13 protein-coding genes are annotated in these 12,783 nt (G+C 39.6%); 10 read left to right on the top strand and 3 right to left on the bottom strand.

Annotation, left to right across the window (positions count from 1 at the left end; all coding sequences use genetic code 11):
- The first annotated feature begins 108 nt into the window (after positions 1 to 108).
- Complete coding sequence (murC, locus tag ACTWQL_RS24100; RefSeq protein WP_443144900.1) at positions 109 to 1,410, top strand: UDP-N-acetylmuramate--L-alanine ligase; 1,302 nt, start codon at positions 109 to 111, stop codon at positions 1,408 to 1,410.
- Between the two features lie 256 nt (positions 1,411 to 1,666).
- On the opposite strand, the gene ACTWQL_RS24095 is transcribed toward murC, so the two are convergent.
- Entirely contained in the window at positions 1,667 to 2,782 is a 1,116-nt protein-coding gene (locus ACTWQL_RS24095; RefSeq protein ID WP_443144899.1) for an aminopeptidase, read from the bottom strand.
- A gap of 183 nt (positions 2,783 to 2,965) precedes the next feature.
- Here ACTWQL_RS24095 and ACTWQL_RS24090 point away from each other — a divergent pair, with 183 nt between their 5' ends.
- The 6 genes from ACTWQL_RS24090 to ACTWQL_RS24065 all read left to right on the top strand — a co-directional run bounded on the left by ACTWQL_RS24090 (position 2,966) and on the right by ACTWQL_RS24065 (position 7,330).
- Positions 2,966 to 3,406 carry a DUF948 domain-containing protein gene (locus ACTWQL_RS24090; protein WP_261130738.1) on the top strand — a complete coding sequence of 147 codons (441 nt, stop codon included), beginning with the start codon at positions 2,966 to 2,968 and terminating at the stop codon, positions 3,404 to 3,406.
- 14 nt (positions 3,407 to 3,420) lie between these two features.
- Entirely contained in the window at positions 3,421 to 3,885 is a 465-nt protein-coding gene (locus ACTWQL_RS24085; protein WP_443144898.1) for a YtxH domain-containing protein, read from the top strand.
- A 63-nt stretch (positions 3,886 to 3,948) separates the two neighbouring features.
- Entirely contained in the window at positions 3,949 to 4,293 is a 345-nt protein-coding gene (gene ytxJ / locus ACTWQL_RS24080) for a bacillithiol system redox-active protein YtxJ (RefSeq protein WP_443144897.1), read from the top strand.
- A 103-nt stretch (positions 4,294 to 4,396) separates the two neighbouring features.
- Positions 4,397 to 5,473 carry a bifunctional 3-deoxy-7-phosphoheptulonate synthase/chorismate mutase gene (locus ACTWQL_RS24075; RefSeq protein WP_443144896.1) on the top strand — a complete coding sequence of 359 codons (1,077 nt, stop codon included), beginning with the start codon at positions 4,397 to 4,399 and terminating at the stop codon, positions 5,471 to 5,473.
- Between the two features lie 115 nt (positions 5,474 to 5,588).
- A complete protein-coding gene (gene ccpA / locus ACTWQL_RS24070; protein ID WP_443144895.1) occupies positions 5,589 to 6,599 on the top strand; it encodes a catabolite control protein A in 1,011 nt (336 codons plus the stop codon).
- 284 nt (positions 6,600 to 6,883) lie between these two features.
- The gene (locus ACTWQL_RS24065; RefSeq protein ID WP_443144894.1) at positions 6,884 to 7,330 is read left to right on the top strand and encodes a CHRD domain-containing protein; all 447 of its coding nucleotides are present in this window, start codon (positions 6,884 to 6,886) and stop codon (positions 7,328 to 7,330) included.
- A 451-nt stretch (positions 7,331 to 7,781) separates the two neighbouring features.
- Here ACTWQL_RS24065 and ACTWQL_RS24060 read toward each other — a convergent pair whose 3' ends face one another.
- On the bottom strand, positions 7,782 to 8,498 hold the full coding sequence (locus tag ACTWQL_RS24060; RefSeq protein ID WP_443144893.1) for an NAD(P)-binding oxidoreductase: 717 nt from the start codon (positions 8,496 to 8,498) through the stop codon (positions 7,782 to 7,784).
- Entirely contained in the window at positions 8,495 to 9,259 is a 765-nt protein-coding gene (locus tag ACTWQL_RS24055; RefSeq protein ID WP_443144892.1) for a DUF4386 domain-containing protein, read from the bottom strand. The genes ACTWQL_RS24060 and ACTWQL_RS24055 overlap by 4 nt, the downstream gene beginning before the upstream one ends.
- 208 nt (positions 9,260 to 9,467) lie before the next feature.
- Between ACTWQL_RS24055 and ACTWQL_RS24050 the strand changes: the two genes are divergently transcribed.
- The 3 genes from ACTWQL_RS24050 to ACTWQL_RS24040 all read left to right on the top strand — a co-directional run bounded on the left by ACTWQL_RS24050 (position 9,468) and on the right by ACTWQL_RS24040 (position 12,535).
- Entirely contained in the window at positions 9,468 to 10,133 is a 666-nt protein-coding gene (locus ACTWQL_RS24050; RefSeq protein ID WP_443144891.1) for a ribonuclease H family protein, read from the top strand.
- A gap of 109 nt (positions 10,134 to 10,242) precedes the next feature.
- Complete coding sequence (locus tag ACTWQL_RS24045; RefSeq protein WP_443144890.1) at positions 10,243 to 11,250, top strand: LacI family DNA-binding transcriptional regulator; 1,008 nt, start codon at positions 10,243 to 10,245, stop codon at positions 11,248 to 11,250.
- Between the two features lie 52 nt (positions 11,251 to 11,302).
- The gene (locus ACTWQL_RS24040) at positions 11,303 to 12,535 is read left to right on the top strand and encodes an ABC transporter substrate-binding protein (protein ID WP_443144889.1); all 1,233 of its coding nucleotides are present in this window, start codon (positions 11,303 to 11,305) and stop codon (positions 12,533 to 12,535) included.
- Positions 12,536 to 12,783 lie beyond the last annotated feature (248 nt).

Here is a 12,783-nt window from a genome sequence, read left to right as displayed (position 1 = left end):
AAAATGGGTTTTACGCCTAAGGGTGATACTAGCCCCATTTATCTGAATTAGGCATATAATAAATGTAGAAAATTAGTAACGATTCCAGATTAGTTGGAGGTTCGTTTTATGACAACTTATCATTTTGTTGGGATTAAAGGGACTGGTATGAGTCCATTGGCCCAGATTCTTCATGATATGAAATATGACATTCAAGGATCTGACATTGAACAATACATCTTTACCCAACAAGCATTAGAAGAACGAAATATCCCAGTGTTGCCATTTGGAGCGGAAAATGTGAAATCCGATCAAGTGGTGATTGCTGGAAACGCATTTCCGAATGATCATGAAGAAGTGGCTAAAGCTACTGAATTAGGAGTGCCAGTGTACCGTTACCATCACTTTTTAGGTGAATTCATCAAGAAATTCATCAGTGTCGCAGTAACAGGGTCACATGGTAAAACTTCTACGACAGGATTATTGGCACATGTTTTAGGTGCTGCTAAACCAACATCCTATTTGATTGGTGATGGATCTGGAAAGGGTAAGGAAGATAGCGAATACTTCGTTTTTGAAGCTTGTGAGTATCGACGACATTTCCTTTCATATGAGCCGTCTTATGCAATCATGACAAATATAGATTTTGACCATCCGGATTATTTTAAAGATGTAAACGACGTATTCGACGCTTTCCAATCGATGGCGTTGCAAGTACAAAAGGGTATCATTGCTTGTGGAGACGACCCTTACTTGCAACAGATACAAGCAAAAGTGCCGGTCATGTTCTATGGCTTGAATGACACCAACGATTTTCAAGCAAGGAATATCCAGGTTAATCCAAAAGGCACGACGTTCGATGTGTTCGTTAGGAACGCGTATCATGAAACATTTACGATTCCTGGATTCGGGACACACCATGTGCTCAATGCTTTATCAGTGATCGCCCTTTGTCACTATGAAGAAGTGGACGTCAACATTTTGAAAGAACATCTTGCTACGTTCAAGGGTGTAAAGAGAAGGTTCTCTGAAAAGCAAATCGGGCAACAGGTTTTGATCGATGATTATGCCCATCATCCGACAGAAATCAAGGCTACGATCGAATCTGCAAAACAGAAATATCCTGACAAAGAAGTCGTAGCGATTTTCCAACCTCACACCTATACGCGGACACAAACGTTCTTGAGCGAATTTGCAGACAGCTTGAACCAGGCTGACTCAGTGTATTTGTGTGATATATTCGGATCTGCGAGAGAAAATTCAGGTGATTTGAAAATCGAAAATCTGCAAGAGCGGATTCCGAACTCAAATATCATCGGTGAAGAAACGATCGATATTTTATCGAAGCATACCAACAGTGTACTCCTATTCATGGGTGCAGGTGACATACAAAAATATCAAAAAGCTTATGAAAGCCAGATGGCTTCATAAGTGAAAGGAAGCGACCTCCCAAAGGCTAGAGATGGCCACTTGAGGTCGTTTTTATCGCTTTTGTAGTTAATTTTTTCATTTTTGTAGTTAAACCGTCATTTTTTGTAGTTATTTCTTCATTTTTGTTGTTATTTTCAAATTTTTGTAGTGAGCACCTGTATTTTTGTAGTTAATTGTTTTTCAGCTGGTGTTTCGAATATAAAAAAGCTGAAGCTGATACTAAACGATCAACTTCAGCCCTTTTCACCTAATAAAATCACTTCAGATTCTCTGGATTAAGCGGTTCTAGCTCTGGTAAGACGAAACGGCCATCTTTTCTTATAAGGACACCGTCGAAGTAGATTTCCCCTCCGCCGTAATCAGGGCGTTGGATATTGACGAGATCCCAGTGGATATTGGAGTCATTGCCGTTGAACGCTTCTTTATAGCATTGTCCCGGTGTAAAGTGGAAACTTCCATCGATTTTTTCGTCAAAAAGGATATCCTGCATTGGTGTTTGGATATAAGGGTTCACACCAATCGCGAATTCTCCAATATAACGTGCGCCTTCATCCGTATCAAGGACCTTGTTCAATCTTTCCGTATCATTTGCGCTTGCTTCGATGATTTTTCCGTCTTTGAACGTGAAACATACATTGTGGAAGACGAATCCCTGGTAAGGAGACGGTGAGTTGAATGTAATCGTACCGTTGACAGAATCACGGACTGGTGCGGTGTAAACTTCACCATCCGGTAGATTTTTATGGCCTGCTGATGTAACAGAAGGAATATCTTTGATTGAGAAAGTCAGGTCTGTTCCAGGACCTTTAATTTGGACCTGATCTGTGCGGTTCATCAACTCTTCAAGTGGTCCCATCGCATTCAGCATTTTGCTGTAATCGAGGTTACATACATTGAAGAATAAGTTTTCGAAAGCAGAAGTACTCATGTCAGCTAGCTGCGACATGGATGGTGTCGGGTAACGGAGTACACACCATTTCGTTTTCGGGATTCTGAGTCCATGATGGACAGACTTGTAAACTTTCTTCTGATAGAGTGCCATCTGTTCAGACGGTACATCCGATAGTTCTGAAATGTTATTCCCTGAGCGGATTGCTACATAGGCATCCATTTCTTTCATGATCGTCTCTTCAAATTTCCCTTGAAGCTCTAGTTGATCTTCTTTTGCCTCCATAAGTAAAGCACGTTGAGTCGTTTCATCCTTAATGGTTACAAAAGGAAAGCCCCCTGCTTTATATGCTTCTTCTACAAGAGCATTAACGAGTTCTTGCTGGAAACCTGTATTTTCTATCAATACTTTCTCCCCTGGCTGAAGGTCTACTGAATATGTAATGATGTTGTTCGCCAACGCTTGTATTCTTGGATCTCTCATAAGAAATTGCCCTCTCCTTTTATAATATTTGTTATTTCCCACCTACTATTGTACTTTATTTTAAGTTTAGAAAAAAGATAGGAGGATTGTTGAATCCTGACAGCGAATTTGATTAAAAAGGTTTTAAGTTTAATGAATACGTGAATTGGGAAATGGAATACTAAACAGGAGGTGGTATGCGATATGGAAATAATCTTATATCTAAGTGTAGCTTTAATTGCAGTAGCGTTCACAGTACTAGTCGTTTTTATTTCTAAAACATTGAAATCTCTTCAACTAACTTTGACGAATGTTGCAAAAACGTTGGATGGACTGGAAAATCAGCTTGATGGAGTATCGAGGGAAACAACGGATTTGTTACATAAAACTAACCGTTTAGCCGACGATATCCAGCATAAGTCTGAATCTCTCAACTCTGTATTCCATGGTGTGCGTGAGATTGGAGATAGCCTATCAACCGTTAGTCATTCTGTGAAAAATGTGTCCACACGCATTGCACGGGAAGGTGAACGTAAGTCAGATACAGTTTCTCAGGTGGTACAGTGGAGTAACGCTGCATTAGATATTTGGGAAAAATGGCAATTGAGGAATAGGAAGATTGAAAAAACTACTGAACCAAAATAGAGGAGGATGTTAAAATGCAAACGACAGAAAAAAACACTCAAAACCAATCATCATCAATTGACACGAAGGACTTTCTCATCGGCTCACTAATCGGTGGAATTCTTGGCGCGACAACTGCACTTTTGTTAGCACCTAAGTCAGGTAAAGAATTACGTACAAACCTGAATGATCAAGCGCATCAACTGAAAGATAAAAGTTCTGAAGTAGCTACTCTTGCAAGAGAAAAGTCTTCTACTTTGGCTCAAAATGTAGGTAGTCAAACATCTCAGGCAGCTAATAAGGTGCGGGAGTTTTCTACAACTGCAAAGGACAATATCAATAAATGGAGAAACAAAGATAACGAATTGGATCATCTAGAAGAAGAATACACCGAAGGAAAAGCAGATGCGATTGAAGACGCAATGCAAACGCCAAACAGCCAGTTGAACGATATCGAAACCAACTATGAAGAAAAGCACCCTAGTTCAACAAATAAATAATTGACAATAAAGTGCCTGGTGGAGCCAGGCACTTCATTTTTACATTGGAAGTGAGGTACCACCATGATGAAAAGAATCAATTCGTGGAATGAATTCAAAGAGATTGATCAAACAACGCCCTTCGTTTTCTTAAAAAACAGTACAACATGTCCGATCAGCCAAACTGCGTTTGAAGAAACAGAGAAGTTTGCAGAGGACCATGCTGACTTACCAATTTACTATTTGAATGTACAGGAATCCAGGGAACTATCAAACCAGATTGCAGAAGAATTTAATATCAAACATGAATCACCTCAAATCTTTTTGTTTTCTGATAATCAAGTAAGGTATCATGACTCCCATTGGAATATCACTTATCATTCATTAGAGGACATAGTAAAGAAGAACATTAATAATTTGAAGATTTAGTGTCTTAAAGGACTCCTTGCTAGACTGCAAATGGTCCTTTGGACTAAACTAATAGAAGGACTAATACCTCCATAGAATTTTTCAAGTAGTAGGAAGTGAAATGATGAGCAACCAAGAGCTGGATCTTTTACGAGATCAGATTGATCATATCAATCTCCAGTTAGTAGAACTGTTGAATAAACGTGCTGAACTTGTCCAGGACATCGGTTACGTGAAAAAGAAACAGGGTGTCAACCGTTTCGATCCTGTACGTGAAAGGTATATGTTAAATAACATCGCGGAACATAACCGAGGCCCATTCGAGACGTCGACGCTCCAGCATATTTTCAAGCAAATTTTCAAAGCAGGACTTGAGCTTCAAGAGGATGATCATAGTCAAACCCTGCTTGTTTCAAGGAAGAATCAACCTGAAAACTCAATTGTGGATGTTCTAGGGGAAAGAATAGGTGATGGTCATCAGAGGATTGTGGCCGGACCCTGTGCTGTCGAATCATATGAACAAGTTGATGCAGTAGCGGAAGCTATCAAGAAACATGGAGTCAAGCTTTTGCGAGGTGGTGCATTCAAGCCTCGTACCTCTCCATACGATTTCCAGGGGCTTGGAATGGAAGGACTTAAGATATTGAATCAAGTCGCTAGAAAGCATGAGTTAGCGGTTGTGAGTGAAATTGTGAACCCTGCAGATCTTGAAGAAGCCCATGAATACATTGATGTCATCCAAATCGGGGCACGAAATATGCATAATTTCGAGCTCTTGAAAGAAGCCGGCCGGACCTCAAAGCCAGTCCTGTTGAAACGAGGGTTGGCTGCAACGATTTCCGAATTCATGAATGCAGCTGAGTATATTATGTCGAAAGGGAATTCCAATATCATTCTGTGTGAACGCGGAATCCGGACATACGAAAAAGCAACGAGGAATACACTTGATATCTCTGCGGTTCCAATTTTAAAACAAGAAACGCACCTGCCTGTGTTCGTTGATGTAACCCATTCGACCGGAAGAAGGGACATCCTTCTGCCAATAGCGAAAGCAGCTTTAGCAATTGGAGCAGATGGAATCATGGCAGAAGTCCACCCTGATCCTGCAGTTGCATTGTCCGATTCTGAACAACAAATGGATATCGAGCAATTCAATGAATTTGCAACAGCACTTAAGGAAACAAATCCGCAATTAATTTGACCGAATGGCGAGCGAATGTTGTAGAATATAAGGAATTAGAGTAGAAAATATTAATTATAGGAAGAATAAGACTAACAATTCGTTTGGGCACAATAACGTGCAAAAGGAGGCCGTTATGAATAACAGTAATATTACAATTTATGATGTCGCAAGAGAAGCCGGAGTATCGATGGCAACCGTTTCGCGTGTTGTGAACGGGAATCCAAACGTTAAACCAGCAACTCGTAAAAAGGTATTGGATGCAATTGAAAGACTTGGGTACCGTCCGAATGCAGTAGCACGTGGATTAGCTAGTAAAAAAACGACGACAGTTGGCGTCATCATCCCAGATATTTCAAGCATTTTCTTTGCAGAGCTGGCACGAGGGATCGAAGACATCGCTACCATGTACAATTACAATATCATTCTTTGTAACTCAGACCAAAACAAAGAAAAAGAAATCCATCTTCTCAATACTTTATTAGGCAAGCAGGTTGATGGAATCGTCTTCATGGGTGGTACGATCACCGATGAGCATGTCGAGGAATTCAAGCGTTCCCCTGTACCGATCGTTCTAGCAGCAACGGTTTCCTCAGATGGAGAGATTCCGACTGTTAATATCAATTATCAAGAAGCGGTATATGATGCAATCAAGTTGCTGATTGAAAGAGGAAATGAAAAAGTCGCGATGGTTTCTGGCCCTCTTGAAGACCCGATCAATGGACAATACAAATTTTCTGGTTATCGACGAGCTCTTGAAGAAGCAGGACTTGAAATCAATGATGACTATGTACACGTTGGGGATTATACGTATGACTCTGGTTTGGAAGCAGTCGATAAGTTCATCAATCTAGACGACAAACCGAATGCAGTCTTTGTCGGGACCGATGAAATGGCATTGGGAGTCATTCATGGTGCTCAAGACAATGGGCTGAATATTCCAAAGGACCTTGAAGTAATCGGTTTCGATAATACGCGTCTCGCCTCCATGGTACGTCCGACACTCACCACGGTCGTACAGCCGATGTACGATATCGGGGCTGTAGCGATGAGGTTGTTGACTAAATTCATGAACAATGAAAATGTGGAAGACCGGAAAGTCATCCTCCCGCACAGAATACAACTGAGGGATTCTACAAAAGAATGAAAATGTCGGCATGCGGCTTGCAATAGGCTGCATGCTTTTTTTACTTTTAAAGAAAGTACAAATACTTTCTTCAATATAATGGGAACTAGGGCTGAGCCTCCGCTAAGGATTGGCTTTTTCTTTATTTTAACCAACAATTAAATCCAGGGAGAGCACCCCATTTTAAAATTTCCTCTTTTCAACGAAGTCTGCCACACCCATTCCTATCTAAACAGGGACTTCCATCTATACACGAATCTATCACTCAGAATACTATACAATAGCTTTGCTGAGGAGGTGATAGAATGAGCAAATTCATTGCTGTATTGGATGGTGAAAACGAAGTTCCTCCAGTCAATACGGATGCTTTCGGTAACGCAAAATTCGTTGCGAATAGACGACTAGAACAAATTACGTTTGTTTTAAAAGTAGAGGATATAGAGAATTTAGTACAAGCCCATATCCATTTTGGTGCTCCTGGGCAGAACGGTCCTGTACTAGCTTTCTTATTTGGAGCAGACCTTGCCACACTTGAAGAGCAGGATGGCATCAGCACCGATAAAGGAATTGTCACAGGCATCATAACTAACGAAGACATTGAAAGTAATGATGTCGGTGTGGGAGATGTGAATGATTTGATTAGATTCATGTGTGATGGACGCACATATGTAAATGTTCATACCGAACAAAACCCCGCAGGCGAAATCCGAGGACAAATCATGCCTGTTCGAAAAAATTCCTTTTTATTCTGACCCGGACAAGCTGTGGTTCCAACAAGACTTAACTTTTTCCCATATAAAGAAGGAATGCAACCTGCGTAGCGGAGGTAGCATGGTTTTATTGCTTTCTTATTAAATTAAAGGGTTCTGTTTTGGGGTGCATAACCTGTAAATGACTTTAGAAATGTCCGGTGATTTGACACGGGGCATAAGTAATTGACAGTATAAATGACACGATAATCTTCAATGGACAACAGTTATTGTACGATCTAATGAGGTTGTATATATGCCCCTGATTTTGTGAAAGTGGGCTTAGGAAAAACTCGCCAAAGTGTACGGATGCACTTTGGCATCCTCATAAAAGAATGCATACTTTAAGCTACGCTTCAAATTTAATTTAATCGCTTCAATTGCAGCTTTGTTGTAAGTACATAACCGTGACTTAGCAGGTTTTCTTTGAAATAATGGTCAAGCAACCTTGTTTCTATTTATTATAAACCACCGGAGTTTTAAATTGCCAATATTTCCATATTGTATCATCTGTCACTAGTTCAGCCATAAAATGACTTACATTAATTCTGCTGGTTTTACGAGCATTGAATATTGGACTTCTTACCGGAGATTCACAAACTTGATATGAACTTTCTTCATCATTGTTGACTAAAGTATCCGGTCGTACGGCAATCCATCCGATATTTTCGTCTTCTTTACCAATTTTGGTAATCAGATAATCTGCAGCCTTGACATTATCACGATGAGGAGGAAGCAAAAGCTTTAGTAATGAAAGGATGATGTTTTCTACCATAGAATTTTTCTCTCTGGATAAAGTATTCGTATAAGCTGTTGTACTCATAAGTATGAGTTTCACCCTTTTGTCAGCCTTATTTTTGACTGTCTCACTGATTCTTTTTATTGCATCAAATACCAAATAACGAGGATTACCAAACATCCCTTTGAGCGTAACATTGTGACCGAGACAGGAGATAATGACATTACAATCACGTAGAAGGTTATTCATCTCTGAATCATTTAATTCGTTGATATCCCCCTTCACGACTTCCACTAATGGATTTTCTTGTATGTCTTTGGAAAGAACTGCTTTTTTTCTGATGAGAATCCGAGTATTGATTTGTCTTTTGATTAATTGCATGACGACTTGTTTACCGGTGGCGCCGTTTGCCCCAAGCACTAATACTCTCATATTCTATCTCCGTTTTCATTAGATTTTATATCAACAGGATTGAACCCTCTGACTATCAGAAATATAGCAAAAAACAATTCGCAAAAAGCTATTGGTGCATTTAAGATAAAGTAGACTGGATTCATTAATGTTATAATATTCAACATCAATATGAACGTAGCCACGAGAGTAAATGTAGAACCAATAATACCCCATATCGATAACCATCTTGGGATAAGTCTAATTTTATATAGGCAAAAATAGAGTATCAAGCCGCCAATACTCCATGGCAATATCATTCCTATATGGTTCAGAATATCTCTGCCTTGTCTAAGCAATTCAGCTATTATTTCAAAATACGATGAGTTAACATGGCTAGCAGCTAGAAAACTCTGACTCAACCATAATAAAAGAAGAAGAGAGCCTATACCGGCAAAAAGAAATCCAGCTCCAACAATCCTGAAACCGAAATATCCCGCCGCTAGAGTTTTGTTGTATTTTTTAATTATTGGATATAATAATACGATTATAATTACATATACTACGGCCATTGCAGCTTGAAAAAATGATGCAACCAAAACTTGCATTTCGATTTCTGGCAATTTTTCAAGATAATCTGGTTGTTCTAACGCTGGAACAGAACTAAGTATTCCAAATACAAAACTCAATATTAACAGTAGCCCAAGAAAGATAGCAGTTCTTCTGTTTGATTTTATGTTATTCACTCCTTTTTCCAAAAACAATCTTTTGTGTTTTGTTTTATCAATAGTACTTTCGGACATTGTTTATGCATAATTCCAATTCAAACTCCTTTTTTGTAAAAATATCATTTCCTCTCCTTATTCAGTTAAAGGTCAGAATGAAATAAAAATACCTCCAATTACTGTTTCTTAGAACAAAATGTTGACTCTACCCCGGGTAATGGATATAGAATGATGATGCTTTCTTTGAAATTCACGATTGAGACTATTTATAAAGGGTGGTGTAATCATGGATGTCAGAATTGAATTCACATATAAAACGCCAAAAGGGAAAAAGACCACATTTAGTTCCGAGGAGTTGCAAGCAGATCAGGCGATATTGATCGGTGAAGATATGGATAGGACAGGACGAGCCAAGAATCTGAAATTCATCGATCGTAATGAAAATACATGGTCTACAAAGGAATTAAAGGAATTCTTAAAAGGGATTGAAACGGAACCACACAACGTGAGGGTATATTTTGATGGTGGGTTTGATCTTGAAACGAAGCAATCAGGGTTAGGCTGTGTCATTTATTATGAACAGAATGGAAAATCATTTCGTCTACGAAAGAATGCTTCGGTCGAACAACTGGAGACGAATAATGAGGCCGAATATGCTGCGCTTCACATCAGTCTGAAGGAATTAGAGCTGCTGGAAGTCCATCATCTACCTGTAAAGTTCATAGGTGATTCACAAGTTGTCATCAATCAGTTGAAGGGGGAGTGGGCATGCGTAGAAGAAGGGTTATCAAAATGGGCTGATCGGGTTGATGAAAAACTTAGTAAGATGGGCATTGATCCAGAATACGTATTTATTTCAAGAAAAGAAAACCGAGAAGCGGATCAATTGGCCACTCAAGCCTTAAACGGAATAACGATCGAAAGTGTAATGGAAGTACCATCTAATAGATGACACCTCCATCTTTACATAATCGATTAAATAAAAAGTACTATTGAAAGCGTTTTAACTAAGTGCTAGGATTATGGTTAACGTAAACGTTTACCTAAGGAAGGAATAGAAAATGGTAACCATCAAAGATGTCGCGAGAAAAGCGAACGTATCTACAGCCACTGTATCAAGAATACTGAACAATCAAACTGGGTATTCAGAACAAACTAGAGAAACAGTTATGAAGGTCATCGAAGAACTTTCATATAAACCTAACGCAGTAGCGCGAAGTTTGATTAGCAGGAATACCCAGACAATCGGAGTTTTGTTCCCAAATGTCTCAAGTATGCTTTCTTCGGAAATCCTCCAGGGTATCGAAGAGGTAGCCCATCATTATGGATCGAGTGTCATTGTATGTCACACTGCATCTGATGGAATTCGGACTAATAAGTATTTGCACCTTTTACATGAAAAGAGGGTAGACGGACTGATTTTTGTAAGTGAAACCCTACGGGATGAATATTACGAAAAAATAAAAACCATGAACGTCCCGCTAGTGTTGATTTCAACCATGTCTTATAAGCATCAAGTTCCTTATGTAAAAGTAGATGATCGCCACGCATCTTATACTGCGACAAAGTATTTGATTGAAAATGGGCATACAAAAATCGGCATGATCAGCGGGAACAAAAAAGACCCGATAGCTGGAGCACCTAGGATTCAAGGTTTTCAAGATGCATTATCTGAATCTTCTTCACTTTCCGATAGTTCTACAAATGTTATTTTTCAAAACGGTTTTACTTTTCAGGATGGTAAAGAGGGGGCTTTGAAGCTACTGCAACAATCACCTGACATTACTGGAATCGTAGCAGCAAGTGACGAAATAGCGATTGGAGCCATGTCTTCTCTCCATCATATGGGCAAGAAGGTACCAGATGATCTCTCTATAATTGGTTATGATAATTTAACCACTTCAGAAATGGTGATTCCCCCGTTAACGACCATTGCTCAACCTTTTGTAGAAATGGGGGCAAATGCATCAGAAATGATCTTTGAAATGTTAAGGAATGGTACACATCAGGTTCAAAGCCGCATTATGAGGCATCAGCTTATAGAAAGAGAAAGTGTGAACAAACAGTAATTTTTTTAGTCTTTACGTAAACGTTTACGTAAATCTAGAAGGGAGAATGAAAATGTTCTACAAATCAAAAAAATGGTTGAAAACCGGCTTAATTGGATTGGCGAGTGTATTGGTCATTGGTGGTTGTAGTTCAGGAAATGATTCCGATGCGATCGAGGTATTTTCGAATAAATCGGAGAGTACTGAAATCTACAAAGAAATAATCAAAGATTTTGAAAAGGAAAACCCCGAAATTGATATTAAATTAAGTGCACCTCCAGAAGCAGAAACGGTTTTGAAGACAAGAATGACGAAGAATGACCTGCCGGAAATCATGTCCATAGGGGGGAATGCAACATATGGTGAACTTGCTCGAGCAGGTGTATTGCATGATTTCTCCGGTACAGAACTTGAGAAGCAGATCCAACCAGCCTACATTAAAATGGTTGGCGATTTAGTGGGTGAAGAGAAGGAAGGCACATTCGGACTTCCTTATGCAACAAATGCAAACGCCGTAATTTATAATAAAGACCTTATGAATGAACTTGGTCTTGAAGTTCCTGAAACATGGGACGAATTCATCAAAACGTTGGAAGTTGCCAAGGAAAACGACATAACCCCAATCTACTTTACGCTTAAAGACTCATGGACCGGAATGATTCCTTGGAATTCGATTGCCGCGAACAGTGCAGGTGAAGACTTTGCTGAGAAAAAGAATGCTGGTAAAGCCAGTTTCCAAGAAGAATATGACCCTGTAGCGGATAAAATGTTAACCCTTCTTGAATATGGACATGGAAAGAACTTCGATTATGGATACGCAGATGGTAACAAAGCGTTTGCGAATGGGGAGAGCCTTTATTATCTCCAAGGGAATTGGGCGATTCCTGAAATCAAAAAAGTCAATCCTGATGTAAATCTTGGCGTATTTGCGATGCCTGTCACGAATGAACCTTCTGAAAACAAGCTGGTATCTGGAGTAGACGTCTTGTTAACTGTTTCAGAAGAGGCTTCTGAGAATGAGGATGTAATGAAGTTCGTTGAATATATGATGAATGATGAACGAGCACAAAAATATATCGATGATCAAAAAGCATTTTCTGCTTTAGAAGGAGTTTATCAAGAAGACCCTGTATTCGAGGGGATCAAGAGCAACTTTGAAGAAGGTCAACTTACTAGCTTCCCTGATCATTATTATCCATCTGGTATGCAGGCTGCGAACCTGATTCAGGAGTTTCTCATCAAGAAGGAAAAAGAAAAATTCCTTAAGAAAATGGATAGTGAATGGGAAAAGGTCCAAAACCGTTAGAAATATGGGAAAGGGCATCATATTGGTGCCCTGTCTCTTTTGACAAGGCAGTTTTCGCAAACTTTGTTGCTCTTGAAAGTCGTTGATTTCCGCTCCAGGATGCTCGCTTTCCGCGGGGCGTGCGGTGAGCCCACTCGTCGCCTTGCGACCTCAGGAGTCTCCTTTTCAAGGAAGCATTTGTGCTCCTGTGTCTACAAGAAAGTCCTGTCGAAGAGAGCTTCCTCGTCGCATGCCTTGCGAGGAGATTA

The sequence above is a fragment of the Pseudalkalibacillus sp. R45 genome, from assembly GCF_052246725.1.
GTDB lineage: Bacteria > Bacillota > Bacilli > Bacillales > Fictibacillaceae > Pseudalkalibacillus.
Note: the sequence above shows the minus strand (reverse complement) of the source record. Positions and strands in the feature narration are given on the sequence as shown.

Coding starts and splice junctions, on each gene's coding strand:
- ACTWQL_RS24050 (WP_443144891.1), top strand. CDS start 9,468: ATGGATGTCAGAATTGAATTCACATATAAAACGCCAAAAGGGAAAAAG.
- ytxJ (WP_443144897.1), top strand. CDS start 3,949: ATGATGAAAAGAATCAATTCGTGGAATGAATTCAAAGAGATTGATCAA.
- ACTWQL_RS24075 (WP_443144896.1), top strand. CDS start 4,397: ATGAGCAACCAAGAGCTGGATCTTTTACGAGATCAGATTGATCATATC.
- ACTWQL_RS24095 (WP_443144899.1), bottom strand. CDS start 2,782: ATGAGAGATCCAAGAATACAAGCGTTGGCGAACAACATCATTACATAT.
- ACTWQL_RS24090 (WP_261130738.1), top strand. CDS start 2,966: ATGGAAATAATCTTATATCTAAGTGTAGCTTTAATTGCAGTAGCGTTC.
- ACTWQL_RS24055 (WP_443144892.1), bottom strand. CDS start 9,259: ATGTCCGAAAGTACTATTGATAAAACAAAACACAAAAGATTGTTTTTG.
- ACTWQL_RS24065 (WP_443144894.1), top strand. CDS start 6,884: ATGAGCAAATTCATTGCTGTATTGGATGGTGAAAACGAAGTTCCTCCA.
- ccpA (WP_443144895.1), top strand. CDS start 5,589: ATGAATAACAGTAATATTACAATTTATGATGTCGCAAGAGAAGCCGGA.
- ACTWQL_RS24040 (WP_443144889.1), top strand. CDS start 11,303: ATGTTCTACAAATCAAAAAAATGGTTGAAAACCGGCTTAATTGGATTG.
- ACTWQL_RS24060 (WP_443144893.1), bottom strand. CDS start 8,498: ATGAGAGTATTAGTGCTTGGGGCAAACGGCGCCACCGGTAAACAAGTC.
- ACTWQL_RS24045 (WP_443144890.1), top strand. CDS start 10,243: ATGGTAACCATCAAAGATGTCGCGAGAAAAGCGAACGTATCTACAGCC.
- ACTWQL_RS24085 (WP_443144898.1), top strand. CDS start 3,421: ATGCAAACGACAGAAAAAAACACTCAAAACCAATCATCATCAATTGAC.
- murC (WP_443144900.1), top strand. CDS start 109: ATGACAACTTATCATTTTGTTGGGATTAAAGGGACTGGTATGAGTCCA.